The 23731-nt window shown below is 74.8% G+C and carries 23 protein-coding genes and 2 tRNA genes; 17 read left to right on the top strand and 8 right to left on the bottom strand.

The genetic code is table 11. The features are described 5' to 3' along the window. The first annotated feature begins 164 nt into the window (after positions 1–164). Entirely contained in the window at positions 165–1499 is a 1335-nt protein-coding gene (locus RDV89_RS12730) for an ABC transporter substrate-binding protein (RefSeq protein ID WP_315733425.1), read from the top strand. 27 nt (positions 1500–1526) lie between these two features. Here RDV89_RS12730 and RDV89_RS12725 read toward each other — a convergent pair whose 3' ends face one another. Further along, on the bottom strand, positions 1527–2861 hold the full coding sequence (locus RDV89_RS12725; RefSeq protein WP_315733424.1) for an HRDC domain-containing protein: 1335 nt from the start codon (positions 2859–2861) through the stop codon (positions 1527–1529). Then, the gene (locus tag RDV89_RS12720) at positions 2858–3466 is read right to left on the bottom strand and encodes a DUF3000 domain-containing protein (RefSeq protein ID WP_315733423.1); all 609 of its coding nucleotides are present in this window, start codon (positions 3464–3466) and stop codon (positions 2858–2860) included. Before RDV89_RS12720 ends, RDV89_RS12725 begins: the two co-directional genes overlap by 4 nt. 70 nt (positions 3467–3536) lie before the next feature. On the opposite strand from RDV89_RS12720, the gene hemE reads away from it, so the two are divergent. Continuing rightward, on the top strand, positions 3537–4604 hold the full coding sequence (gene hemE / locus RDV89_RS12715; protein WP_315733422.1) for a uroporphyrinogen decarboxylase: 1068 nt from the start codon (positions 3537–3539) through the stop codon (positions 4602–4604). Here hemE and RDV89_RS12710 read toward each other — a convergent pair. Further along, positions 4588–5349: an SDR family oxidoreductase gene (locus tag RDV89_RS12710; RefSeq protein ID WP_315733421.1), complete on the bottom strand. Its 762-nt coding sequence runs from the start codon at positions 5347–5349 to the stop codon at positions 4588–4590. The genes hemE and RDV89_RS12710 overlap by 17 nt on opposite strands. A gap of 101 nt (positions 5350–5450) precedes the next feature. Further along, positions 5451–6338, bottom strand: coding sequence for an MOSC domain-containing protein (locus RDV89_RS12705; RefSeq protein WP_315733420.1), 888 nt, complete (start codon positions 6336–6338; stop codon positions 5451–5453). A gap of 57 nt (positions 6339–6395) precedes the next feature. On the opposite strand from RDV89_RS12705, the gene RDV89_RS12700 reads away from it, so the two are divergent. Both RDV89_RS12700 and RDV89_RS12695 read left to right on the top strand, forming a co-directional pair. After that, the gene (locus tag RDV89_RS12700) at positions 6396–7787 is read left to right on the top strand and encodes a TerD family protein (protein ID WP_315733419.1); all 1392 of its coding nucleotides are present in this window, start codon (positions 6396–6398) and stop codon (positions 7785–7787) included. An 18-nt stretch (positions 7788–7805) separates the two neighbouring features. Further along, on the top strand, positions 7806–9452 hold the full coding sequence (locus RDV89_RS12695; RefSeq protein WP_315733418.1) for a hypothetical protein: 1647 nt from the start codon (positions 7806–7808) through the stop codon (positions 9450–9452). Between the two features lie 21 nt (positions 9453–9473). Here the strand turns inward: RDV89_RS12695 and RDV89_RS12690 are convergent, their stop codons facing one another. Continuing rightward, on the bottom strand, positions 9474–9776 hold the full coding sequence (locus RDV89_RS12690) for a DUF2087 domain-containing protein (protein WP_315733417.1): 303 nt from the start codon (positions 9774–9776) through the stop codon (positions 9474–9476). Positions 9777–9852: 76 nt separating this feature from the next. On the opposite strand from RDV89_RS12690, the gene RDV89_RS12685 reads away from it, so the two are divergent. Together RDV89_RS12685 and RDV89_RS12680 are read left to right on the top strand one after the other, a co-directional pair. Further along, on the top strand, positions 9853–10209 hold the full coding sequence (locus RDV89_RS12685) for a hypothetical protein (protein WP_315733416.1): 357 nt from the start codon (positions 9853–9855) through the stop codon (positions 10207–10209). Between the two features lie 74 nt (positions 10210–10283). After that, the gene (locus RDV89_RS12680; protein ID WP_315733415.1) at positions 10284–10547 is read left to right on the top strand and encodes a hypothetical protein; all 264 of its coding nucleotides are present in this window, start codon (positions 10284–10286) and stop codon (positions 10545–10547) included. A 3-nt stretch (positions 10548–10550) separates the two neighbouring features. Here RDV89_RS12680 and RDV89_RS12675 read toward each other — a convergent pair whose 3' ends face one another. Next, positions 10551–11468 (bottom strand): 3-methyladenine DNA glycosylase, encoded by a 918-nt coding sequence (locus tag RDV89_RS12675; RefSeq protein ID WP_315733414.1) that lies wholly within the window; start codon positions 11466–11468, stop codon positions 10551–10553. 33 nt (positions 11469–11501) lie between these two features. Next, positions 11502–13241 (bottom strand): SDR family oxidoreductase, encoded by a 1740-nt coding sequence (locus tag RDV89_RS12670; protein ID WP_315733413.1) that lies wholly within the window; start codon positions 13239–13241, stop codon positions 11502–11504. A gap of 85 nt (positions 13242–13326) precedes the next feature. On the opposite strand from RDV89_RS12670, the gene RDV89_RS12665 reads away from it, so the two are divergent. From RDV89_RS12665 to RDV89_RS12630, 8 genes are all read left to right on the top strand, one after another. Continuing rightward, positions 13327–14136: a fumarylacetoacetate hydrolase family protein gene (locus RDV89_RS12665; protein WP_315733412.1), complete on the top strand. Its 810-nt coding sequence runs from the start codon at positions 13327–13329 to the stop codon at positions 14134–14136. Beyond that, the gene (gltX, locus tag RDV89_RS12660; protein ID WP_315733411.1) at positions 14133–15611 is read left to right on the top strand and encodes a glutamate--tRNA ligase; all 1479 of its coding nucleotides are present in this window, start codon (positions 14133–14135) and stop codon (positions 15609–15611) included. The genes RDV89_RS12665 and gltX overlap by 4 nt, the downstream gene beginning before the upstream one ends. A 224-nt stretch (positions 15612–15835) precedes the next feature. Continuing rightward, positions 15836–16768 carry a CPBP family intramembrane glutamic endopeptidase gene (locus RDV89_RS12655; RefSeq protein ID WP_315733410.1) on the top strand — a complete coding sequence of 311 codons (933 nt, stop codon included), beginning with the start codon at positions 15836–15838 and terminating at the stop codon, positions 16766–16768. Between the two features lie 13 nt (positions 16769–16781). Further along, positions 16782–16853, top strand: a tRNA-Gln gene (locus RDV89_RS12650). A gap of 113 nt (positions 16854–16966) precedes the next feature. Continuing rightward, positions 16967–17039, top strand: a tRNA-Glu gene (locus RDV89_RS12645). Positions 17040–17229: 190 nt separating this feature from the next. After that, positions 17230–17664 carry an SRPBCC family protein gene (locus tag RDV89_RS12640; protein WP_315733409.1) on the top strand — a complete coding sequence of 145 codons (435 nt, stop codon included), beginning with the start codon at positions 17230–17232 and terminating at the stop codon, positions 17662–17664. Positions 17665–17739: 75 nt separating this feature from the next. Further along, positions 17740–19314: an AlkA N-terminal domain-containing protein gene (locus tag RDV89_RS12635; RefSeq protein WP_315733408.1), complete on the top strand. Its 1575-nt coding sequence runs from the start codon at positions 17740–17742 to the stop codon at positions 19312–19314. Continuing rightward, a complete protein-coding gene (locus RDV89_RS12630; protein WP_315733407.1) occupies positions 19314–19793 on the top strand; it encodes a methylated-DNA--[protein]-cysteine S-methyltransferase in 480 nt (159 codons plus the stop codon). Before RDV89_RS12635 ends, RDV89_RS12630 begins: the two co-directional genes overlap by 1 nt. Positions 19794–19819: 26 nt before the next feature. On the opposite strand, the gene RDV89_RS12625 is transcribed toward RDV89_RS12630, so the two are convergent. Beyond that, on the bottom strand, positions 19820–20542 hold the full coding sequence (locus RDV89_RS12625) for an IclR family transcriptional regulator (protein ID WP_315733406.1): 723 nt from the start codon (positions 20540–20542) through the stop codon (positions 19820–19822). Between the two features lie 98 nt (positions 20543–20640). On the opposite strand from RDV89_RS12625, the gene leuC reads away from it, so the two are divergent. The 3 genes from leuC to RDV89_RS12610 all read left to right on the top strand — a co-directional run bounded on the left by leuC (position 20641) and on the right by RDV89_RS12610 (position 23640). Further along, positions 20641–22089 carry a 3-isopropylmalate dehydratase large subunit gene (leuC, locus tag RDV89_RS12620; RefSeq protein ID WP_315733405.1) on the top strand — a complete coding sequence of 483 codons (1449 nt, stop codon included), beginning with the start codon at positions 20641–20643 and terminating at the stop codon, positions 22087–22089. 14 nt (positions 22090–22103) lie between these two features. Continuing rightward, on the top strand, positions 22104–22709 hold the full coding sequence (gene leuD / locus RDV89_RS12615; RefSeq protein ID WP_315733404.1) for a 3-isopropylmalate dehydratase small subunit: 606 nt from the start codon (positions 22104–22106) through the stop codon (positions 22707–22709). 106 nt (positions 22710–22815) lie between these two features. Beyond that, positions 22816–23640 (top strand): alpha/beta fold hydrolase, encoded by an 825-nt coding sequence (locus tag RDV89_RS12610; RefSeq protein WP_315733403.1) that lies wholly within the window; start codon positions 22816–22818, stop codon positions 23638–23640. The last annotated feature ends 91 nt before the right edge of the window (positions 23641–23731 follow it).

Below are 23731 nucleotides of genomic sequence, written 5' to 3'. Positions count from 1 at the left end.
TCCCAATTGAAGCCGCTACGAGCGGCCACGCGCCGTGAGGCGCTCCCGGTCCGGTGCACGTCACTCCACCTCGCCGCTCCCGCGTGCGGGCCGGGCCGTGACCGGTCGGTATCCTCTCCCGGGCGCCCCGGCGCCGTCGGGGGAAACGAGAGGAGCACGACGCGGTGCACGCTGGTCAGGCTGGTAGGACTCGGCGGCGGCTCGTCGCGCTCGCGCTCACGGTGCCGCTCCTCGCGGCGTGCACGAGCGAGGGGGAGCCGGAGCCCGGACCGCCCACCGAGGCGGCCCCCGCCCGGCTGACGCTCGGGACCTACGGGCTCCCCGAGGCCGAGGTGACGGCCCTGCAGACCGAGGTCGAGCGGCTCAACGAGGACACCACCACCCGCTCGGTCGAGCTCACCACCTCGGACACCACGCTGCGTGAGGCGGTCACGGCGGGCGAGGCGCTGCCCGACCTGTTCTTCGCCTCGAACGAGGACCTCGCCTGGCTCGAGGCCGGCGACGTCATCGAGCCCGTCGACCGGGCCATGGTCGAGCGCAACGTCGACTTCGGCGACGACTTCTCCTACGACGGGGTGCAGGCCTTCACCGTCAACGGCCGCCTGACCTGCATGCCCTTCGGGATGGACCCGCAGGTGGTGGTCTACAACCCCGACCTCGTCGACTTCGAGGCCATGGACGCCGAGGGCCTGCCCACTCCCAGCAACGGCCGGTGGGACCTCGACCGGCTGCGCGCGGCCGCCGAGTTCGCCTCCGACCCGGAGGCGGGCACGAAGGGCCTCTACGTGGCGCCGACGCTCGACCAGATCGCGCCGTTCGTGCTCTCCGGGGGCGGCAGCGTGTTCGCCGAGGGCGAGCCGCCGACGTCGACGGCGCTGTCGGACGAGGCCGCCGTGGACGCGCTGACCCGCACGCTCGAGGTGCTGCGCGACCCCCTCATCACCCTCACGCCAGACGAGCTCGCGCAGGCCGACGCGCTCGAGTGGTTCACCTCCGGGCGGCTCGGGATGATGCTCGCGCCGCGCTCGCTGGTGCCCGAGCTGCGCGGCGTCGAGGGCCTCGACTTCGACGTGATCTTCCCGCCCACCCTCGACGACCGGGCCACCGTCGGCACCGCGACCGGCATCTGCATGTCCGCCGCCAGCGAGCACCAGGAGGCCGCCGCCGACACCATCGTGGGTCTGAGTTCGCCCGAGGTCGTCTCGGCGGTCGCCGAGGCGGGCTACAGCGTCCCGGCCCTGCTCGAGGTGGCCGCCTCGGACGCGTTCCTGCAGCCCGACCAGCTGCCCGAGGACGCCGGTGTGTGGCCGAACAACCTGCGCTGGACCTACTTCCTGCCGGCCGTGCAGGACCGTGCCGCCCTCGACGAGGCCGTGGCGCCCTACCTCGACGCCCTGCTCAACGACGCGATCGTGAACTCGGAGAGCATCGCCGCCACGACGGCCAACCTGGACGAGGCCGCCCGCCTCGCGCTGGGCGGCGAGGCCGAGGAGGACTGACCCGGATCGCCCGGGTCGCCCGGAGGTTCAGACGTCCGGGTCGCCCGGGGCCTCGTCCGCCGGCTCGACGTCGGCGGCCAGCACGGCCTCGACGACGATCGGCGTGACGATGTCGACCTGCCACGGGCGGGCCCCGAGGTCGCGGAGCCGCTCGGCGACGCCCGCGGCCAGCGGCTGCGGGGCGCGCTCGACCGGCGGCGTCCACAGCACGCGGCGCAGGTAGTCGGGCGTCAGCAGGTTCTCGGTCGGCAGACGCAGCTCGGCCGCGCGCTGCGCGACCGCCTCGCGGGCCAGCACGAGCCGGCGGGCGGCGACCGGGTCCTTGTCGGCCCAGGCCCGGGGCGGCGGCGGGCCGTCGCCGCGCGGGCTGCGCGCCGGCAGCTCCGCGTCGGGCAGCTCCAGCGCGGTGGTGATCGCGGCCAGCCAGCGCGAGGCGTACCGGTCGGCACCGCGGCCCTTGAACCCCGGCGTCGAGAGCAGCGCGGCGCGCGTGGTCGGCATCGCCTCGGCGGCGGCGACGATCGCCGCCTCGGGCAGCACGCGCCCGGGGCTGACGTCGCGGCTGCGGGCGATGTCGTCGCGGGTCTCCCACAGGGCGCGCACGGCGCCGAGCGCGCGACGTCCACGCAGCTTGTGGGTGCCGACCCGGCGCCACGGCTCGGCGCGCACGTTCGGCTCGAAGCGCAGCAGGCTCTCGAACTCCTGCCGGGCCCACTCGGTCTTGCCGGCCTCCTCGAGCTCGGCGCCGAGCGCCGAGCGCAGCTCGACGAGCACCTCGACGTCGAGCGCCGCGTACTCCAGCCACGGCACCGGCAGCGGCCGCGTCGACCAGTCGACCGCCGAGTGCTCCTTGCGCAGGCGGCGGCCCAGGACGGTCTCGACGAGCGTCGCGAGCCCGACCTTCGGGTGCCCGAGCAGGCGCCCGGCCAGCTCGGTGTCGAAGAGGCGGGCGGGACGCAGGCCGACCTCGGCCAGGCAGGCCAGGTCCTGGGTCGCGGCGTGCAGGATCCACTCGGTCTCGCCGATCGCCTCCTGCAGCGGCGCCAGGTCGTCGAACGCGATCGGGTCGACGAGCGCCGTGCCCGCGCCCTCGCGCCGCAGCTGCACCAGGTACGCCCGCGAGGAGTAGCGGTAGCCGGAGGCCCGCTCGGCGTCGATCGCGACGGGACCGGTGCCGGCGGCGAGCGCGGCGCAGTACGCCGCCAGCGCCTCGGGGGTGTCGACGACCTCGGTCAGCCCGTCACGCAGTTCGAGCAGCGGCGGCGGGGGAGCCTCGGTGGTCCCGCTCGTGCCGGCGTCGGCCTCGCCGGTCCGGTCGGTCTGGTCGGTCTGGTCGGTGCGGTCGGCCTCGGGCCGGGTCACGACCCGGCCCGCCGCCGGTTCGGCAGCACGGCGACGCCGTCGGGCACGGGCTCGATGCCGCCGGCCTGGCACATCAGGTCGGCCCAGGCCGCCACGTGACGGGCGAGGTCGGGGCCCGAGGGCGTCCACGACGCGCGGATCTCCACCTGGGTGGTGCGGGCCTCGTCGGCCATCTGGCCGAAGCCCTGGGTGACGACGCACGTGACGGTGCCGGCGGCGGCGTGGTGCTCGGCGCCGTGCGCCTCGAGCGCCTCGGTCAGCCACGACCAGCCGACCTGGCCCATCATGCCCTGGCCCTCGTCGACGGCCTCGGCGTCGGTCTCGGCGCGCACGTAGGTGACGCACCGGAAGGTCCCCTCCCACGCGTCGTTGCCGTCCGGCTCGTGCAGCAGGATGATCCGGCCGGTCGCGAGCTCGTCCTCCCGGACGACGACGTCGCCGGTCAGGGCGAAGGCGTACGTGGCGATCCGGCGGGGCGCGGTCATCTCCTCGAGACGCACCTCGGGGCGCACGGAGGCGGCGCGCATGGCGGCGACCGCGTCGGCGAAGGCGCGCGGCACCGGGGCGGGATCGGTCCCCGGGTGCGCGTCGTGTCCTGCGGGCATGAGGCCCACGGTAAGCCGAGGTCGCGAGGTCGCCGCTGCGCCACGCCGCCTGACCTGCGAGGATCACGGGGTGTCCAGCAACGTCGCTCCCACGCCCGACCCCCGCCTCGCCGACTCCGCCTTCCTCAAGGCGGCCCGCGGGGAGGAGGTGCCGCACACGCCGGTCTGGTACATGCGGCAGGCGGGACGCTCGCTGCCGGAGTACCTCGCGGTGCGCGAGGGCGTCGGGATGCTCGAGTCCTGCATGGACCCGGCGCTGACGACCGAGATCACGCTGCAGCCCGTGCGGCGCTACGGCGTCGACGCGGCGGTGTTCTTCTCCGACATCGTGCTGCCCCTCAAGGCGGTCGGCGTCGACCTCGACATCAAGCCCGGCATCGGCCCGGTCGTCGAGTCGCCGGTGCGCACGCTGGCCGACGTCGAGGCCATCCCCGACCTCACGCCCGAGCACGTCTGGTTCATCACCGAGGCGGTGCAGGCGCTGACCCGCGAGCTGGGTGGGACCCCGCTGCTCGGCTTCGCGGGCGCCCCCTTCACGGTCGCGTCCTACCTGGTCGAGGGCGGACCCTCCAAGGAGCACGCCCGCACCAAGGCGATGATGTTCGGCGCCCCGGACGTCTGGGACGCGCTGATGCGCAAGATCGGCGGCATCGCCGCCGAGTTCCTCGCGGTCCAGGTGCGCGCCGGCGCGTCGGCCGTGCAGCTGTTCGACTCGTGGGCGGGTGCGTTGGCGCCGGCGGACTACGCGGCGTACGTCCAGCCCCACTCGGCCCGGGTGCTGGCGACGATCGGCGAGCTCGGCGTGCCCCGGATCCACTTCGGGGTCGGCACCTCGAACCTGCTGGGGCCGATGGGCGAGGCGGGCGCCGACGTGGTCGGCGTCGACTGGCGCACCCCGCTCGAGGACGCGATCGGTCGGGTCGGCGACCGGGCCGTGCAGGGCAACCTCGACCCCACGCTGGTGTTCGCGCCGACCGAGGTGATGACCGCGCGCGCCGCCGAGGTCATCGAGGCCGGTCGCGCCGCCCGCGGCCACATCTTCAACCTCGGGCACGGCGTCATCCCGTCGACCGACCCCGACCAGCTCGCGCGGCTGACGGAGTTCGTGCAGACCTACCCGCTCACACCCCGCCGCTGAGCGTCAGGCCCCCGTCGACGACCAGGGTCTGGCCGGTCGTCCAGGCGGCGTCGTCGGAGAGCAGGTACGCCACCGCCCCGGCCACGTCCTCGGGCAGCCCGAGGCGGCGCAGGGGGTACGCCGCGGCCACCTCCTCCTCGCGGCCGCTGTAGAGCGCCTCGGCGAAGCGGGTCTTCACGACGGCCGGGGCGACGGCGTTGACCCGTACGTCGGGGCCGAGCTCGACCGCGAGCTCCTCGGTGAGGTGCACCAGCAGGGCCTTGGAGGCGCCGTAGAACCCGATGCCGGGCGCGGGCCGCAGACCGGCGACGGAGACGACGTTGACGACGGCGCCACCGTGGTCCTTCATCCAGGCGCCCACCGCGTGCTGGGTCCAGCCCAGCGTGCCGATGGCGTTGACCTCGAGGATCTTGCGGGCCGCGTCGAGGTCCAGCTCCATGAGCGAGCCGTAGACGGGGTTGATGCCCGTGTTGTTGACCAGCAGGTCGAGGCTGCCGAACGTCTCGATCGCGCGGGCGACCGCGTCGGCCTGGTGCTCGGGGTCGTCGGCGCGGCCGGCGACGGCCAGCGCCTTGTCGGGTCCGCCGAGCTCGGCGACGGCCTCGTCGAGAGCCTCGGTGTTGCGGGCCGTGATCACCACGCGCGCACCCTCGTCGACGAGCCGCTGCGCCACGGCGAGGCCGATGCCGCGGCTGGCACCGGTCACGATGGCGGTCTTGCCGGCCAGGCCGGGGGATGCGGTCATGAGCACGTCCCTTCTCTCGCTCGGCCGTGGCGTCGTCGCCACCGCCCTCGCCGGCCATGCCTACCAGCCGCGACCTCGCGCGGCCAGGGGGCCGGCCGAGCTCAGGCGGGGGAGCGCAGCGGCCCCTCGCCCGGGAGCACCGCCTCGAGCACCTCGACCGGGTCCCCGACCTGCAGACGTGTCCCGAACGGGGCGTCGGGCACCAGGTTGACGCCGAACCAGACGCCCTGGTCGAAGCGCCGGGTGCGGGCGAGCGTCCGCAGCGGCTCGCGCCCCTTCTCGGCGGTCGCGGGGTCGACGGTGGTCAGCACGCAGCGGGCGCAGCCCTTGACCGCACGGAAGGTGGCGTCGCCGATCCGCACCCGACGCCAGTCGTCCTCCGCCCAGGCGACGTCGCCGTCGACGACGACGTTGGGCCGGAACCGGTCCATGGCGACGGCCGCCTCGGCCCCCTGGGAGGCTTCCAGCAGGTCGTCGTTGAGCGCGCGCAGCGATGCGAGGGTCGTGAGCAGCACGGGGAAGCCGTCGGCGAAGGAGACGCGGTCGTCGGGCTCGGAGAAGGCGGGGCTCGTGGGGCGGCGCGTCGGGTCGTCGAGGTGCACCAGCCGCACCGGGCGCCCGAGCGCGGCGCTGAGCCAGGCGTCGGCGGCCGGGCCGGCGGGGGCGGCGTCGAGCTCGGAGCCCCAGACGTCGACCCGCAGGTGGTCGCGCGGCGGGGGCACGGGGACGTGGAGCGGACCGGGCACGTCCCAGCCGTCCGGGGCCCGCAGCACGAGAGCGTCGTCCGGCTGCGCCTCGGCGTGCAGCGGCAGCATCCGCGGGTCCTTGCGGGCCGACACGAACGTGCCGGTCGCGGGCCCCTCGGCCTCGACCAGCATCCAGCGCCGGTCGCCCGCGAGACCCCACGGCTCGACGACCGCCGTGGGGAGGTTCGTGCCGCGCAGGGACTTCACGGGGTAGTGGTGCAGCGAGACGAGGGAGAGGGCCACGACCGAGAAGGCTACGACGCCCCTGCGACGTGGTCCGATCCGATAGATTCCCGGCTCGTGACCTCCTTGGTGAAGGGCGCCAACGCGCCGCTGAGCGCCACCCGGCTGTCCGTGACCGTCGACGTCTCCGCCTCGGCCGACCTCTCGGCGCTGCTGGTGACGGAGCAGGGCAAGGTGCGCAGCGACGCGGACTTCGTCTTCTACAACCAGCCGCAGGGCCCCGGCGTCACCTGCGTGCCGCCGAACGGCGGCGGCCAGTGGCGGGTCGACGTCGACCTGACCCAGGTGCCGGCCGACGTGCACGCCGTCCGCTTCGTGACGTCGCTCGACGACGGCGGCAAGGTGTTCGGGCAGGTCGGCCAGCCCGTCGCCCGCGTGAGCAGCGGGGGCAGCCAGGTCGCGGAGTTCGCGATGACGGGCCTGGACCGCGAGACCATCGTGGTCGCGGTCGAGTTCTACCGCCGCAACGCGGACTGGAAGGTACGCGCCGTGGGTCGCGGCTACGACGGCGGTCTCGCCGACCTGATCGCCGACCACGGTGTGAGCGTGGACGACGCCCCGGCGGCACCTGCTGCCGCGCCTGCGCCGGCCCCCGCGCCCGCTCCCACCCCGGCCCCCGCTCCGGCCCCGGCTCCGACCCCCGCTCCGGCGCCGCAGCAGCCGCCGAGCGCTCCGACCTGGGGCACCCCGAGCTCTCCGCCGCCGCCGGCGCCCCCGGCGTACGGGCAGCAGCCCCCGGCGGCGCCGACCTACGGCCAGCAGCCGCCCGCGTACGGGCAGCAGCAGCCACCGGCGTACGGGCAGCAGGCCCCCCAGCAGCCGCCGGCCCAGCAGCCGCCCGCCCCCCAGCAGGGCGGCGAGGTCAGCTTGCGCAAGGGCGCGTCGGTCTCGCTGCAGAAGGGCCAGCGGGTCTCCCTGCAGAAGGACGGCGGGCAGGCGCTGACGCAGGTGCGGATGGGCCTCGGGTGGGACCCGCTGCGCAAGGGCGGACTCTTCGGCTCCCGCGAGGTCGACATCGACCTCGACGCCTCGGTGGTCCTGTTCGCGGGCCAGCAGGCGGTGGACCTGGCGTTCTACAACAACCTCACCACCCGCGACGGCTCCGTGCGCCACCTCGGCGACAACCGCACCGGCGACGGGGACGGCGACGACGAGACGATCGTGGTCGACCTGACGCGGGTGCCCGTGCACGTCGACAACCTGGTCTTCATCGTCACCAGCTACCAGGGCCAGACGTTCCAGGACGTCTCGAACGCGTTCTGCCGCCTCATCGACCAGACCGACGGCGAGCTGGCGCGCTTCACCCTCGCCGGCGGCATGCCGTTCACCGCGCTGGTGATGGCGAAGGTCTACCGCGAGGGCGGCGGCTGGAAGATGCAGGCCATCGGCGACGGCTTCAACGCCAAGGTGCCGAGCGAGGCCATCCCGCAGCTCACCAAGTTCCTCTGAGCGACGCGGCCCGCTGACGTGACCGCGCTCGTGCCGGGGCAGAACGTGCCCTGGCCGCACCCCGGCTGCCGGGTCGAGGCGCCGGGGCGGCGGATGGCGGTCCTCGCCCTCGGCGCGGACGACCGCGCGCTGACGCCCGACGGCCTCCTGTGGTCGCTGGGCGACGTACGCCTCGCGCTCACCGCGGTGCCGGACACCTGCGCCCGCCTCGTCGTGCTGGGGCTCGACCCGGGGGCCCTGCGGCTGCAGGTCCACCCCGGCGCGGGCACCGGAGCCGACGCCGGTGCGGTCGTCACCTTCGACCTCCAGCCCGAGGCCGACGGTGCGGCGGCGTCCCCGGGCGGGGAGACCGTGGTCGCGCTGGTGGAGCTGTACCGGCGCGGCAGCGGCTGGAAGCTGCGCGCGGTGGGCCGGGCGTACGGCTCCGCCGCGGACGTCGAGCGCCTCCACGGCGTGCGGATGACCCTGCCGCAGCAGGGCGAGCCAGCTGCTCGGCCCGCGCCGCCGGCGGCCCCGCCGGCGCCCCCGACACCCCCGACACCCCCGCCGTCCGCCGCGACCCCGGCCACCCAGGCCGTCGACCCGGACCGTGCGGTCCAGCTGATCGGCATGGTGCTGGAGGACGCGGCGCGCAGCTCGGCGTCGTACTCCTCCAGCGTGACCTTCGCGGACGAGGCGCTCGAGCGGGACGAGGCGGCGATCGTCGCCGACGCCTCCCTGCGCGTCTCGGCCGCCGGCGACGCCGCGCGCGCCGCGGCCCGCGCCCGCCGCGACGACCTGGTGGCCCGCGCCGGGGAGGCGCACCTGCGCGACCTCGTGCAGCTGGGTGGGGAGATGGCCGAGATCGAGCGCTCGCTGCCGCCGGCCCTGTCGCGCTGGGAGACGATGGCGCCGGCCTCGGCGGGCGCCGGCCCCGTGACGGCCCTGCGGGCGGGCGAGCTGGGGCCGGCCCACCTGGCCGACCTGCCGCCCTCAGTGCCCGGCGGCGACTTCCGGGTGCCGCTCGTGTGGCGGGTGCCCGGACGCCCGCTGGTGGTCAGCGCCGACGCCGGCGGGGACCGGGCAGCGACGCAGGTGGCGACGGGCATCGCGGTGCGCGCCGTGGCCGCGCTCGCGCCCCACCGGCCGCGGCTCGTCGTGGCCGACCTCGGCAGCGCCCGCGGCGACCTGGGTCTGCCCCCGGCGTGGGTGGCGCCGGTGACCTCCCCGCCCGTGCTGACCTCGGTGCTGCGGGACCTGGTCGCGCGCGCCGAGCTGATCGACCTCGCGCGGTCGAGCGCGGCGATGGACGCCCTCGACGCCGAGCTGCTCCGCCCGGTGGTGCTCGTGCTGCTCGACGCGCCGACCGCCTGGGAGGCCGAGACCCTGCCGCTCGTCGACCAGCTCGTGACGGGCCCGCCGGACGGGGTGCAGGTCGTGCTGACCGGCTCCGACGAGGCCCCGCGGGTGGGCGGCCCGGCCGAGCAGCGCCTGCTGGCGTCGCTGTGGTCGTCCGCGCTGCGCCTGCCGAGCGGCCCGGGCGGTCGGCTGGCGGACGCGTTCGCCGGGACGGCGTGGTCGTTCCGGCCCGACCTCGGGCCCGAGGACCCGGCGGTGCTGCACCGCACGCTGGGCGCCCTGGCCCCGTTCGACGGCTGGCGCGACGGACTGGTGCCGCACGCCTGAGCGGCGTACGCGGTCGTCCGCTCAGACCTCGACGCGGCCGCCGGAGCGCCAGTACCGGTTCGCCTCGCGCTCCAGGAACCCGTTCTCGACGAGGTAGCGGCGCAGCGCGGCGACGTCGGGGTGGAAGCGGCGCAGGGCCGTGTTCACCTCGAGCTCGGGGTAGACCACGCCGGGCTCGAAGACCTGCGCCACGTGGTCGAGCACGACCAGCCGCTTGGTGTGCTTCGTCGGCATGGTGTGCAGCGCGCCGTCGGCGTCGACGAACTGGGCGAGCACCCGCGCCCGCTCGGCGGCGGGCAGCGCGGGGAGGTCGGTGGGGTCCACCCGCGGCACGGTACGCCCGGCGCCCGGCCGCCGCAGCCGCGTTTCCGGCCCGGCGCGGCCGGGCACACCGCGGCGCATGGACGAGCAGCGCGGGGCGGGCCCGGGACGCACGGCGGACGTCGTGGTGGCCGTGCTGCTGCTGGTCGGTCTCGGGTTCGGCGCAGCGATGATGTTCCTCGTCGGGACGATGGGCGCGGCCGGGCTGTCGGGCACGGCCTGCGGCGACGGCGGCCCGCGGGGCTGCCAGAGCATGGTCAACGCGGTGTGGTTCCTCAGCGCCGGCGGGCCGGCGGTCGGCGTCGTCCTCGGGGCCGTGCTGGCCGGCGTCCGGCGATCGCGGGGCGGCTCCGCCACCGTCGGTGCGCTGGTCGGGGTCGGGGTGGCCGTGGCGTGCGTCGTGGCCGCCGTCGTGCTGGCCGGCGTCGTCGACTGAGTGCGGGGTTTCGCGGCGCCGGGTCCGGGACACGGTGCGGCCGCCCACCCTCACCGACCGGCAGGAGACCCCCCGTGTACGCGACCCCCACCCGCCCGATGACCCAGGACGAGCTGGACCTGGTCTGCCGCCACTGGGCCGACCACGGCAGCGACGACCCGACCGACCGCTGGCTGCAGCTGTGGGACGGCGGCGATGCCGACGAGCACCCGGCCGAGCGGGACGCGATCGTCGAGGTCGCGACGCGGGTCGGCCTGGAGACGAAGGTGGAGCAGGGCGTGCTGATGGTGCAGAAGACCCAGCAGCTGCACGACGAGATCGGGGCGCGCTGGATCTGACCCTCAGCCGTCGGCGACCGCGAGCAGCCGCTCGCACTCCGCGACGAGCCGGGCGCGCAGCGGCGCGCCGCGCTCGGCGTAGGAGCGCTGCAGGTCGGCGTAGGCCCGCTTGCCCTCGGCGGTCTCGACCCGGATCGGCTCGAAGCCCAGGGCGCGCAGGTCGTAGGGCGCCGCGCGCATGTCCGTCTCGCGGATGTCGCGCGCCAGCGCGAAGCAGTCGGCCACGAGGTCCGAGCAGACCATCGGGGTGAGCCGGAAGGCGTGCTTGTAGAGGTCCATCCCGGCGTGCAGGCAGCCCGGCTGCTCGTGCGCCTCGCGGTCGCCCGCGCTCGGCGCCAGCTGGTTGAGCGGGCGCGCGGCGGGGGTGAAGAAGCGGTACGCGTCGAAGTGCGAGCACGCGATGCGGTGGCCCTCGACGACGCGGTCGGTGCCCTCGGCGCCGAGCCGCAGCGGCCAGTCGGCGTGGCGGACCTCCTCGGGGGTGAGGCCGTAGACCATCGCCCACTCGTGCAGGCCGAAGCAGCCCAGGTTCGCCGGCCGGGCCGCGGTCGCGCGCAGCAGCCGCACGAGCGCCTCGAGCAGGGGGCGCTGCGCGCGCACGTGCGCCTCACCCACCGTCGTGGTGCCGTCGGGGTCGACCACGTAGCCCTTGAGCCCGGCGTACGCCCGCGCCCGCGACGCCGGGACGCGCACGCCGTGGCCGGGGTGCCAGCGCCGCAGCTGCGCCGGGCGCTGCGAGTAGTAGGTGAACAGGAAGTCGTGCACGGGGTGCTTGACCCGCTCGGAGCGGCGGGCGAGGTGGGGCGCGACGAACGCGTCGACGCGGGCCTCGTGCGCGTCGCGGCGGCGGTCCAGTTCGGCCTCGCTGAGCACCTCCACCGGCGCCTGCATCTGCACCGGGTCGGGGGCCGTCGTCACCATGGCGACCAAGGGTAGGACCTCGGCGCCGCCTGCTCACAGCTCGTTGAGGTCCAGGCGGGCGAAGCGGCGCGTCAGGGCCGGCAGGTAGCGGTGGCCCAGCTGCAGCGCCCGCGCCTCGGCGCTGATCGCGGCGACCGGCCGGTCGGCCAGCATCGCGTCGACCAGGTGGCGCGCCACGCGCTCCGGCGGGTAGTCGCGGCGGCGGTACGCGGCCTGCTGGTGCTCGCTGAGCCGGCGCTGCTCGTCCGGGTCGGTGCCCACGAAGCGGGTGGTGCGCGTGATGTTGGTGTCGACGAAGCCGGGGCACACCGCGGTGACGCCGATCCCGGCGTACGCGAGCTCGGCGCGCAGCGACTCGGTGAGGCTGAGCACGGCGGCCTTGGTCGCCGCGTACGCCGGCAGCGACCGGCTCGGTGCGAACGCGGCGGCGCTGGCGACGTTGACGAGGTGACCGCCCTCGCCGTGCTCGGCGAGCATCCGGCCGAGCACGCGGGAGCCGTGCACGACGCCCCACAGGTTGACGTCGACGACGCGCCGCCAGTCCTCGAGCGTGGTGGCCAGGAACGGGCCGCCCATCCCGATGCCCGCGTTGTTGACGACGACGTACGGCACGCCGTGGGCGGTGGCCACGGTCTCCGCCACCCGGTCCCAGGCCGCGGGGTCGGTGACGTCGAGGACGTACGCCCACGCCTCGCCGCCCGCCTGCTCCACCAGGCCGACCGTCTCCTTCGCCGTCGTCTCGTCGAGGTCGGTGACCACCACGTCCGCCCCGCGGCGGGCGAGCTCGACGCAGGTCGCGCGGCCGATCCCGCTGCCCGCGCCCGTGACGAGGGCCAGCCGGCCGGCCAGGTCGCCGTGGCGCGAGCGCGGACGCAGCGAGCGGGGGAGCGGGCCGCCGGTGGTGTGGTCGACGAGGTCGGTGATCTTCGCGGCGACGGTCGCGGGCCGCTGGGCCACCACCCAGTGGTTGCCGACGATGGTGCGGGTGTGCAGCCGGGTCGCGAAGCCGACCGGAGCCCGGGTCTGCAGCGCGACCGAGACGTGCGCGTCGTGGGTGGGGGCGAGCACCTGGACGGGCACGTCGGTGCCGACCCGGCGGGGACGTCGCATCCGCTCGAGGAAGTTGGCGCGGTAGAGCTCCAGGCCGTTGACGGCGTCCTTGCGCGGGCGTCGCGTCACCGTCCGGCCGCGGCGCCAGGGCGTACCGGCCCGCTCCGAGTGCGCGACCGCCCGGTCCAGCAGGCCGGAGCGCGCGGCGAGCTCCGGCAGCACCGGCAGCTGGAACAGGGCGATGTAGGAGGACGCGGCCAGCTGTGCCAGCGCCGCGCGCGGGTGGCGGGCCCCGGCGCGCAGCCACCGCGCGGCCAGGTCGAGGCTGGGGCCGGAGATCGAGGTGAAGGAGGAGAAGCGCCCGGCGTGGGCGGGGTCGGTGACCGCCTCCCACGTCTGGATCGAGCCCCAGTCGTGGGCGGCCAGGTGCACGGGTACGCCCGGGCTCACGGCGTCGACCACCTCGCGCAGGTCGGTGGCCAGCCGCTCGAGGGCGTAGTCGCGGGTGCGGGCGGGCACCCCGGACGCGCCGCAGCCGCGCACGTCGTAGCGGACCACGCGGAACCGGTCGACGAGGTGGGCGGCCACGCCGTCCCACACGGTGCGGTCGTCGGGGTAGCCGTGCACGAGCACGAGGACGGGCGCGCCGACGGGCCCCTCCTCGACGACGGCGAGGTCGACGCCGTCGCTGGTGCGGACGGTGCGGGAGGTGGTGGTCGTCACCCCGGCGACGATAGGGCGGCGCGGTCGGGGGCGGCAAGGGATGTGACAGTGACGATGTCATATAGGTGGGCGATAGGCTCCCCGGGTGCGTATCGCCCGATTCCTCGTAGGTGAAGATCCCCAGTACGGCGTCCTGACGGGCGACCTCGACGAGCACGGCCAGCTCAGCGACGACGCGACGATCGTCGAGCTGGCCGGAGACCCGATGTACGTCGGCGTCAAGCTCCTCGAGCGCCAGCACAGGGTGGCCGACGTCAAGCTGCTCGCGCCGGTGATCCCGCGCAGCAAGGTGGTGGGCATCGGGCGCAACTACGCCAAGCACGCCGCCGAGCTGGGCAACGACGTGCCGAGCGAGCCGCTGGTCTTCCTCAAGCCCAACACCAGCGTCGTCGGCCCCGGCGACGCGATCGTGCACCCCGAGCAGTCGCGGGACGTGCAGTACGAGGGCGAGCTCGCCGTCGTCATCGGCCGGATCTGCCGCGACGTGCCCGTCGAGAAGGCGACCGACGTCATCTTCGGCTACACGATCGCCAACGACGTGACCGCCCGCGACCTGCAGAAGGGCGACGTGCAGTTCACGCGCGCCAAGGGCTTCGACACCTTCTGCCCCGTCGGCCCGTGGATCGAGACCGACCTCGACCCGCACGACTTCTCCCAGGGGCGGCGGGTGCAGACGTACCTCAACGGCGACGTCGTGCAGGATGGCACGACCGCCGACCTCGTCTTCGACATCCCCACCCTCGTCGCCTACGTGAGCAGCGTGATGACCCTGCTGCCCGGCGACCTCATCCTCACCGGCACCCCGGAGGGCGTCGGCCCGATGGCGCCGGGTGACGAGGTCGAGATCGTCGTCGAGGGCCTCGGCTCCCTGACCAACAAGGTGGTCTCCCGATGAACGCCCCCACCGGCAAGGACGTCCGCGTCCGCTTCTGCCCCTCGCCGACCGGGTCCCCGCACGTCGGCTTCGCCCGCACGGCGCTCTACAACTGGGCGTTCGCCCGCCACCACGGCGGCACCCTGGTCTTCCGCATCGAGGACACCGACAAGGCGCGCAGCACGCAGGAGTCCTACGACGCCATGCTCGGCGCGATGCGCTGGCTCGGCCTCGACTGGGACGAGGGGCCGGAGGTCGGCGGCCCGCACGCCCCCTACCGCCAGTCGGAGCGCGAGCACCTCTACCGCGACGTGCTGGCGCAGCTGGCCGCGTCGTCGTACACCTACGACTGCTTCTGCCGCAACGAGGAGGTCGACGCGCGCCGCAAGGCGTCGGGCTCCAAGGTGATGGGCTACGACGGCTTCTGCCGCGAGCTCACCCCCGAGCAGCGCGACGCCTTCGAGGCGGAGGGCCGGGCCTCGGTCGTGCGCTTCCGGATGCCCGACGGGTCGCTCACCTGGGACGACCTCGTGCGCGGCGAGATCACGTTCGAGACCGAGTTCGTGCCCGACTTCGCGCTGTGCCGCGCGAACGGCGACCCGCTCTACACCCTGGTCAACCCCGTCGACGACGCGCTGATGGGGATCACCCACGTGCTGCGCGGCGAGGACCTGCTCTCCTCCACGCCCCGCCAGCTCGCCCTGTTCGACGCGCTGGTCGCCCTCGGCGTGGCGCAGCGGACGCCGGCCTACGGCCACCTGTCGCTGATCACCGGCGAGGGCAGCAAGAAGCTCTCCAAGCGCGACCCCCAGGCCCACCTGTTCGCCTACCGCGACGAGGGCTTCCTGCCCGAGGGCCTGCTGAACTACCTCGCCCTGCTGGGCTGGGCGATCGCGGAGGACCGCGACGTGTTCACCATGGACGAGATGGTCGAGGCGTTCGACATCGGCCGGGTCAACCCGCAGCCGGCGCGCTTCGACACCAAGAAGGCCGAGGCGATCAACGCCGCCCACATGCGCACGCTCGGGCTCGACGAGATCACGCACCGGGTCCTGCCCTTCCTCAAGGACGCCGGCGTCGTGGGCGACCCGGTGAGCGACGCGGACGCTCAGCTGCTCGAGCAGGCGATGCCGCTCGTGGGCGAGCGGATCAACAAGCTCACCGAGGCCGTGGACATGCTCGGCTTCCTGTTCGTCGACGAGGAGGCGTTCACCCGGGACCCGGCGGACGTCGCCAAGGTGCTCGACGAGGACGGCCGCAAGGTCGTGGAGGCCTCGCACGACGCGCTCGCCGCGCTGGACGAGTGGTCCACCGCGGCCATCGAGGAGGCGCTGCGGGTGGCGCTGGTCGAGGGCCTGGGCCTCAAGCCGCGCAACGCCTTCGGGCCGGTACGCGTCGCGGTCACCGGTCGACGCATCTCGCCGCCGCTGTTCGAGTCCCTCGAGCTCCTCGGCCGCGAGCGCGGCCTGGGCCGGCTGCGCGGCGCGCTCGTCTGATGTCGTCGGAGTGGGCGCCGCCCGGCAGTGCCTCCGCGCCGCCGGCGGGCCCGGCTGGCCCGGCCGCCCCGGTGACGCCGGCTGCCCCGCCGGCGCCGGCCCCGGCGCCGTCTGCGGTACCGGGGGAGCGGGGCGGTCCGACGGCGGCGGAGCTCGACGCGGCGTACCCGCCGTTGGAGTACCACCGGCTGCACCTGGCTGGTGAGCGTGCCTGGTGGCGTGGCGTGCTCGGCGTGGTGGTCGTCGCCGCCTCGATGATGCTCGTGGTGCCCCTCGTGGTGCTCGTGGCCTTCGCGGCGGTGCTCGCGGCGACCGGCAGCGGGGTCGACGGCGCGCTCGACGCCCTGGTGCTCGATCCGGGGGAGCCGGTGCGGCCGGTCACGCTGGCGTACCTGCTGACGTCGCTGGCGGTGATGATCCCGGTCGTGTGGGCCGTCGGGCGGCTGCACGGCCTCAAGCCCCGCTGGCTGTCGTCGGTGGCCCCGCGGATCCGCTGGAAGTTCCTGCTGGCCTGCCTCGGCGTCTCCGTGGTGGCGTTCATCGCCGGCCTGGCGACCTCCGTCGTGGTGAGCCTGCTCGACCCGTCGCTCGCCGAGGTCGACCCCGCCGTCGACAGCCAGGTGACCCTCGCGAGCTGGTCGGCCACGACCCGCGACTTCCTGCTGGTCGTGCTGCTGGTGACGCCGTTCCAGGCGGCGGCGGAGGAGTACGTCTTCCGCGGCTACCTCACCCAGGTCGCCGGTGGCATCTTCTCCTCGGAGCGGCTCGCGAAGGTGCTGGCCGTCCTCGTGCCCGCGACGCTCTTCGCCCTGGCGCACGGGGCGCAGAACCCGCCGCTGTTCTTCGACCGCTTCGCCTTCGGCGTGATGGCCGGGGTGCTGGTCATCCTCACCGGCGGGCTCGAGGCCCCCATCGCGATGCACGTGGTCAACAACTGGTTCGCCTTCGGGCTGGCCGTGCTGCTCGGTCAGATGGACCAGGTCCTGACGGCCACCGAGAGCAGCTGGTGGGCCGTGCCGGTGACGGTCGTGCGGACCGCCGTCTTCCTCGGCGGAGCCCTCCTGGTGCACCGGTGGATGCGCGAGCGGAAGCGGGCCGACTCGGCCGTTTTGATCGCGTCCCGTGGTCGCGTGTATGGTCTCTCCTCGGCTCGGTAAGGGCCGGAACCATTGGGATATGGTGTAATTGGCAGCACGACTGATTCTGGTTCAGTTAGTCAAGGTTCGAGTCCTTGTATCCCAGCGAGATCGCGGTCCTGGTGGCCACCGGAACCGCGATTTTGTGTGAGACGCCAGCTTCGCTAGAGTCTCTCGAGTTGCCACAGGGAAGCCGCGAGGCGGATCTGCGGAGACGATGCCCCCGTTGTGTAGCGGCCTAGCACGCCGCCCTCTCAAGGCGGTAGCGCCGGTTCGAATCCGGTCGGGGGTACAGGCAGAAGGGCCCGGTCCATCGGACCGGGCCCTTCGTCATTTCCGTCCGCCGCGGTCCGGGGTCCGGGGGGACACAGGTCACGCTCCACGGCGCGGGACGACACCGGGCGGTGGGGAGCGGGCGTCCTAGGGTGGCGGGGGCCGACCGTCCGGTCGTCCACCCCCGCGCCACCACGAGGAGCACCCCCATGGCCCAGGTCACCGCCGTCGCCGAGGCGACCGTCCCCGCCGCCCCCGCCGAGGTGCGCGCGGCCCTGGCGGACTACGTCGAGACCCGGCCGGCGATCCAGCCGGAGCAGTACACCGACTACGCCGTGCTCGAGGGCGGCACGGGCGCCGGCACGGTCGCGACCTGGCGTCTGCACGCGACGAAGAAGCGCGTGCGCCACGTCGTCGCCGACGTCACGGTGGGCGAGGACTCGGTGACCGAGAAGGACCGCAACTCGACCCTGGTCACCGTCTTCCGGGTCACCCCGCAGGGATCGGGCTCGACCGTGGTCGCGACCACGACCTGGCAGGGCGCCGGCGGCATCGGCGGGTTCTTCGAGCGCACCTTCGCCCCCAAGGGCCTGGGCCGGATCCACACCGAGCTGCTGCAGAACCTCGCGGCGCGTCTGGGCTGAGCCGCCGAGCAGGGTCTCCCTGCCGTGTCCGATTCCCGCGTGTGTGCGTCGGTCGGGCGCGGCAGGATGGGCGGCATGACGACGAGCGACGACGCGGCGGAGGGTGCGGGCGCCGAGCCGGGCGCCACGACCCGCCGGCTCGACCCCGAGGCCTGCTACCGGGCCGTGAGCAGCCGCGACCGCCGTTTCGACGGCATGTTCTGGACGGCGGTGCGCACGACCGGGATCTACTGCCGTCCGTCGTGCCCGGCGCGTACGCCCGCCCTCGCCAACGTCGCCTTCCACCCCAGCGCCGCCTCGGCGCAGCGGGCCGGCTTCCGCGCCTGCAAGCGCTGCCTGCCCGACGCCGCACCCGGCAGTCCCGAGTGGGACGTCGCGGCCGACGTCGCGGGCCGGGCGATGCGGCTGATCGGCGACGGGCTGGTCGACCGGGCCGGTGTCGAGGGCCTCGCGGACGCCCTCGGGTACACCCCCCGCCACGTCCACCGCCTGCTCCTCGCCGAGCTCGGCGCCGGGCCGCTGGCGCTGGCCCGGGCACGGCGGGCCCAGACCGCCCGGACCCTGCTGGAGAGCACCGACCTGCCCGTCACCGACGTCGCCTTCGCCGCCGGGTTCGCCAGCGTCCGCCAGTTCAACGCGACGGTGCAGGAGGTCTACGCGACGTCCCCGCGCGAGCTGCGCTCCGCTCGGACGGTCGCGACCACGCCGCCGGGCGACGGCAGCGGCGCCCTGCACCTGCGGCTGGCGGTGCGCACGCCCTACGCGGGCGACGACGTCCTGACCTTCCTCGCCTTCCACGTCGTGCCGGGCATGGAGGTCGTGCGCGGGCGGGCGTACGCGCGCACCCTCGCGCTGCCCCACGGCCCCGCGGTCCTGGAGGTGGAGCTCGTCGACGTCCCGGCCGAGGTGCCCGGCGTCGCCCAGCTGCCGGTACGCCTGTGGCTCAGCGACCTGCGCGACACCGCGGCCGCCCTGGAGCGCGCGCGTCGGCTGCTCGACGCGGATGCCGACACCGCAGCCGCCTCCCGCCACCTCGGCGCCGACCCGCTCCTCGCGCCCCTCGTCGCCGCCCGGCCCGGTCTGCGCGTGCCGGGCGCCGTCGACGGCGCCGAGCTCGCGATCCGCGCCGTGATCGGTCAGCAGGTCAGCGTCGCGGGCGCGCGCACCGTGACCGGCCGCCTCGTGGCGCGCCACGGCGAGCCGCTGCCGGAGCCGCTGCGCGGGTGCGTACCGGGCCTGACCCACGTCTTCCCCGAGCCCGCGGCGCTGGCCGAGGCCGACCCGGAGCGGCTCTCGATGCCGCACGCACGCGGCCGGGCGGTGCTCGCGCTGGCGGCCGCGCTGGAGTCCGGGCGCGTGCGCCTCGACCGCGGCAGCGAGCGCGACGAGGTCCGCGCACGGATGGTGGAGCTGCCGGGCATCGGGCCGTGGACGGCCGACTACGTGGCCCTGCGCGCCCTGGGGCACCCCGACGTGTTCCTGCCGACCGACGTCGGCGTGCGCCGCGCGGTCGCCGGGCTGGGCCACCCGCCGCTGACGCCGGAGCGGGTCGAGGCGTGGCGGCCGTGGCGCTCGTACGCCCTGCTGCACCTGTGGTCGACCGTGATGCCGTCCGCGGCGCCGTCGGCGGAGAACGAGGAGGAGAGCTGATGTGGACCGTCGTGGACTCACCGATCGACGAGCTGCGCATCGTCGAGCACGAGGGGGCGATCACCGCGATCGAGTTCTCGCCGTTCCCCGACGCGCCGCTGCGTCCGACGGACGAGCGGGACGACGCCGTCCCGGTGCTCGTCGAGGCGGTGCGCCAGCTGCGGGCGTACTTCGCGGGCGCCCTGACGCACTTCGACCTGCCCCTGGCCCCGGCCGGCACGCCGTTCCAGCAGCGCGTGTGGGCGGAGCTGGCGCGGATCGGCTACGCGGAGACGGCCTCGTACGGCCAGGTGGCGCAGCGGCTCGGGATGAGCGGCGCGGCCTCGCGTGCCGTGGGGCTGGCCAACGGCCGCAACCCCGTCCCGGTCGTGGTGCCCTGCCACCGGGTGATCGGGGCGAACGGCACGCTGACCGGGTACGCCGGCGGCCTCGAGCGCAAGCGGGTGCTGCTCGACCTGGAGCGGGGCGCGCTGTTCTGAGCCGGCCCCGCTCGCGGCCTTCCCGGCTACTCCGCGGCGGCGCGGCGCAGCGACTCGCTGAGCCGCTCCGCGGCCGCGAGCACCGCGGGGGCGTGCATGCGGCCCGGCTGGCGCGAGAGGCGCTCGAGCGGACCGGAGACCGACACCGCGGCGATGACCTTGCCGCTGGGGGAGCGGACGGGGGCCGAGACCGACGCGACGCCCTGCTCGCGCTCGCCGACCGACTGCGCCCAGCCGCGGCGACGGATGCCCGAGAGGGCCGTGGCGGAGAACGCGGCGGTCTGCAGGCCCCGCTGCATCCGGTCCGGGTCCTCCCACGCGAGGAGGACCTGCGCCGCGGAGCCCGCCCGCATGGTCAGCTGGGAGCCCACGGGGATGGTGTCGCGCAGGCCGCTGGGCCGCTCGGCCGCGGCGACGCAGATGCGGTGGTCGCCCTGGCGGCGCCAGAGCTGGGCGGACTCGCCGGTGATGTCGCGCAGGCGTGCGAGCACGGGGCCGGCGGCGGCGAGCAGGCGGTCCTCGCCCGCGGCGGCGGAGAGCTCCGAGAGCCGGGGTCCGAGCACGAAGCGGCCCTGCATGTCGCGCGCCACGAGCCGGTGGTGCTCGAGCGCGACCGCCAGGCGGTGCGCGGTCGGGCGAGCCAGTCCGGTGCTGGCGACCAGCCCCGCCAACGTCGCCGGTCCGGCCTCCAGCGCGGTGAGCACCAGCGCCGCCTTGTCGAGCACGCCGACGCCACTTCCCTTGTCCATATGGCAATACTGACGTCTCATTCACTGGGATGCAAGGGTTAGAGTGCTCGGCGGGTCGGATGAGATCCACCGACCTCTGTGGCGCAGTTGGAGGAACCGTGAGTGGGACGGAGAGCCGTGCGGTCGCGCGCACGCTGGCCGAGAAGGTCTGGGACGAGCACGTGGTGCGGAGCGTCGAGGGCGAGCCGGACCTCCTCTACATCGACCTCCACCTCCTCCACGAGGTGACCTCGCCGCAGGCCTTCGACGGCCTGCGCCTCGCCGGGCGCCCCGTGCGCCGGCCCGACCTCACGCTGGCGACCGAGGACCACAACGTCCCGACCGTCGACTGGGACAAGCCGATCGCCGACCCGGTCTCGCGCACGCAGGTCGAGACGCTGCGGCGCAACGCCGAGGAGTTCGGCGTGCGGCTGCACCCCCTCGGCGACGTCGAGCAGGGCATCGTGCACATCATCGGCCCGCAGCTGGGCCTGACGCAGCCCGGGATGACGATCGTGTGCGGCGACTCGCACACCTCGACCCACGGCGCGTTCGGCTCGATCGCCTTCGGCATCGGCACGTCCGAGGTCGAGCACGTGCTCGCCACCCAGACGCTGCCGCAGGCCAAGCCGAAGACCATGGCCGTCACGATCGAGGGCTCCCTGCCCGAGGGCGTCACGGCGAAGGACATGGTGCTCACGCTGATCACGCACGCCGGCACGGGCGGCGGCCAGGGCTACATCGTGGAGTACCGCGGCCAGGCCATCCGCGAGCTCTCGATGGAGGGCCGGATGACCGTGTGCAACATGTCGATCGAGTGGGGCGCCAAGGCCGGTCTCATCGCGCCCGACCAGACGACCTTCGACTACATCCAGGGCCGTCCCGAGGCGCCGCAGGGCGACGACTGGGACGCGGCCGTGGCGCACTGGAAGACGCTGGTCACCGACGAGGACGCCGTCTTCGACCGCGAGATCGTCCTCGACGCCTCGCAGATGACCCCGTTCGTCACCTGGGGCACCAACCCCGGTCAGGGTGCGCCGCTCGGCGCGAGCGTCCCGTCGCCCGACGACTTCGACGAGCCGGACGACCGGTTCGCGGCGGAGAAGGCCCTCGCCTACATGGGCCTGGAGGCCGGGACCCCGCTGCGCGAGGTCAAGGTCGACACCGTCTTCGTCGGCTCCTGCACCAACGGCCGCATCGAGGACCTGCGCGCGGCCGCCGACGTGGTCCGCGGTCGCCACGTCGCCGCCGACACGCGTCTGCTCGTCGTGCCCGGCTCCGTGCGCGTGCGCCTGCAGGCGGAGGAGGAGGGCCTGGACGTGGTCTTCACCGAGGCGGGCGCCGAGTGGCGCGGCGCCGGCTGCTCGATGTGCCTGGGCATGAACCCCGACCAGCTCCAGCCCGGCGAGCGCAGCGCGTCGACGTCGAACCGGAACTTCGAGGGCCGGCAGGGCAAGGGCGGTCGCACCCACCTCGTCTCCGTCCCCGTGGCCGCGGCGACCGCGATCCGCGGCACCCTGTCGTCCCCCGCCGACCTGGAGCCGGCCGTCGCCGGCGCCCCGAGCTGAACCCGGGAGCTGTCATGGACAAGTTCACCTCGCACACCGGCGTCGGCGTCCCGCTGAAGCGCAGCAACGTCGACACCGACCAGATCATCCCCGCCGTCTACCTCAAGCGCGTCACGCGCTCGGGCTTCGAGGACGGGCTCTTCGCGGCCTGGCGCAACGACCCGACCTTCGTGCTGAACCAGCCGGCGTACGCCCAGGGCTCGGTGCTCGTGGCCGGCCCCGACTTCGGCACCGGCTCGTCGCGCGAGCACGCCGTGTGGGCCCTGCAGAACTACGGGTTCCGCGCGGTCATCAGCCCCCGCTTCGCGGACATCTTCCGCGGCAACTCCGGCAAGGCCGGACTGGTGGCGGCCCAGGTCGACGAGAAGGTCGTCCAGCGGCTGTGGTCGCTGCTCGAGGAGCAGCCGGGCGCCTCGGTGACCGTCGACCTCGAGACCCGCACCGTGCGCGCGGGCGAGGGCCCGGACGCGATCGAGGACTCCTTCGACATCGACGACTACACCCGCTGGCGCCTGCTGGAGGGCCTCGACGACATCGGCATCACGCTCGGCCACGACGCCGACATCACGGCGTACGAGTCGCGTCGGCCGGGCTGGAAGCCGGTCACCCAGCGGGCCTGATCGCGGAGCGCGGCCATCCGGTCGCGCTCCGCCGTCGAACTACGGTGGAACGAACGGCGCGCCGACCGGGCGCGCCGCACCGCAGCACCGACGAAGAGGAGTCCGCGTGACCACGATCTCGGCAGACGGCGTCCACCTCCACCACACCGACACCGGCGGCGCGGGCCGACCGGTCGTGCTGATCCACGGCTGGCCGCTGAGCGGGGAGTCCTGGGAGCACCAGGTGCCGGCCCTGACCGGCGCCGGCTACCGCGTCGTCACCTACGACCGCCGCGGCTTCGGCGGTTCCGACAAGCCCGAGACGGGCTACGACTACGACACGCTCGCCTCCGACCTCGACGCCGTCCTCACCCAGCTCGACCTCACCGACGTCACCCTGGTCGGGTTCTCGATGGGCGGCGGCGAGGTGGCGCGCTACCTCGGCACGCACGGCTCCGAGCGCGTCCGCGCGGCGGTCTTCGCGGCCGCGGTGCCCCCCTACCTCCTCAAGAGCGACGACAACCCCGACGGCGGGCTCACCGAGGAGGACGTCCAGGGCTTCGTCGACGGGGTCACGAACGACCGCGAGGGCTTCCTCGACGGCTTCACGACCGACTTCTTCTCGGTGGACGGGACCCTCGCCGTCAGCGAGGACGAGCGGCGCAAGGCCCTGGAGCTGGAGAAGTCGGCCACGCCGGCGTCGCTGGCCGGCTGCGTGAACGCGTTCGCCCGCACCGACTTCCGCGACGACCTCGCGCGGATCGGGGTGCCGACCCTCGTCATCCACGGCTCGGCGGACGCCACCGTGCCCTACGAGGTGTCGGGGCAGCGCACGGGCAAGGCGGTGTCCCAGGCGGAGATCGTCGTCGTCAAGGACGCCCCGCACGGGTTCAACGTCAGCCACGCCGAGAAGTTCAACGCGGCGCTGCTCGACTTCCTCGGCCGCAGCTGAGGCCCCCGCGAGCGGCTCCCGGCCGCACCGCGACGACCCCGGCCCGGTGACGCACCGGGCCGGGGTCGTTGTGGCGGCCGCCACATCCGCC

Source organism: Nocardioides imazamoxiresistens (genome assembly GCF_032378595.1).
Taxonomy (GTDB): domain Bacteria; phylum Actinomycetota; class Actinomycetes; order Propionibacteriales; family Nocardioidaceae; genus Nocardioides; species Nocardioides imazamoxiresistens.
The sequence above is the reverse complement of the archived record's forward strand: the minus strand, read 5'-3'. Positions and strand labels throughout refer to the sequence as shown.

Bases quoted from the DNA above. Each gene is read 5' to 3' on its own strand.
- RDV89_RS12635 (WP_315733408.1), top strand. From the start codon at position 17,740: ATGACGACGAGCGACGACGCGGCGGAGGGTGCGGGCGCCGAGCCGGGC.
- RDV89_RS12630 (WP_315733407.1), top strand. From the start codon at position 19,314: ATGTGGACCGTCGTGGACTCACCGATCGACGAGCTGCGCATCGTCGAG.
- RDV89_RS12720 (WP_315733423.1), bottom strand. From the start codon at position 3,466: ATGCCCGCAGGACACGACGCGCACCCGGGGACCGATCCCGCCCCGGTG.
- RDV89_RS12675 (WP_315733414.1), bottom strand. From the start codon at position 11,468: ATGGTGACGACGGCCCCCGACCCGGTGCAGATGCAGGCGCCGGTGGAG.
- RDV89_RS12710 (WP_315733421.1), bottom strand. From the start codon at position 5,349: ATGACCGCATCCCCCGGCCTGGCCGGCAAGACCGCCATCGTGACCGGT.
- leuD (WP_315733404.1), top strand. From the start codon at position 22,104: ATGGACAAGTTCACCTCGCACACCGGCGTCGGCGTCCCGCTGAAGCGC.
- RDV89_RS12685 (WP_315733416.1), top strand. From the start codon at position 9,853: ATGGACGAGCAGCGCGGGGCGGGCCCGGGACGCACGGCGGACGTCGTG.
- RDV89_RS12625 (WP_315733406.1), bottom strand. From the start codon at position 20,542: ATGGACAAGGGAAGTGGCGTCGGCGTGCTCGACAAGGCGGCGCTGGTG.
- RDV89_RS12640 (WP_315733409.1), top strand. From the start codon at position 17,230: ATGGCCCAGGTCACCGCCGTCGCCGAGGCGACCGTCCCCGCCGCCCCC.
- gltX (WP_315733411.1), top strand. From the start codon at position 14,133: ATGAACGCCCCCACCGGCAAGGACGTCCGCGTCCGCTTCTGCCCCTCG.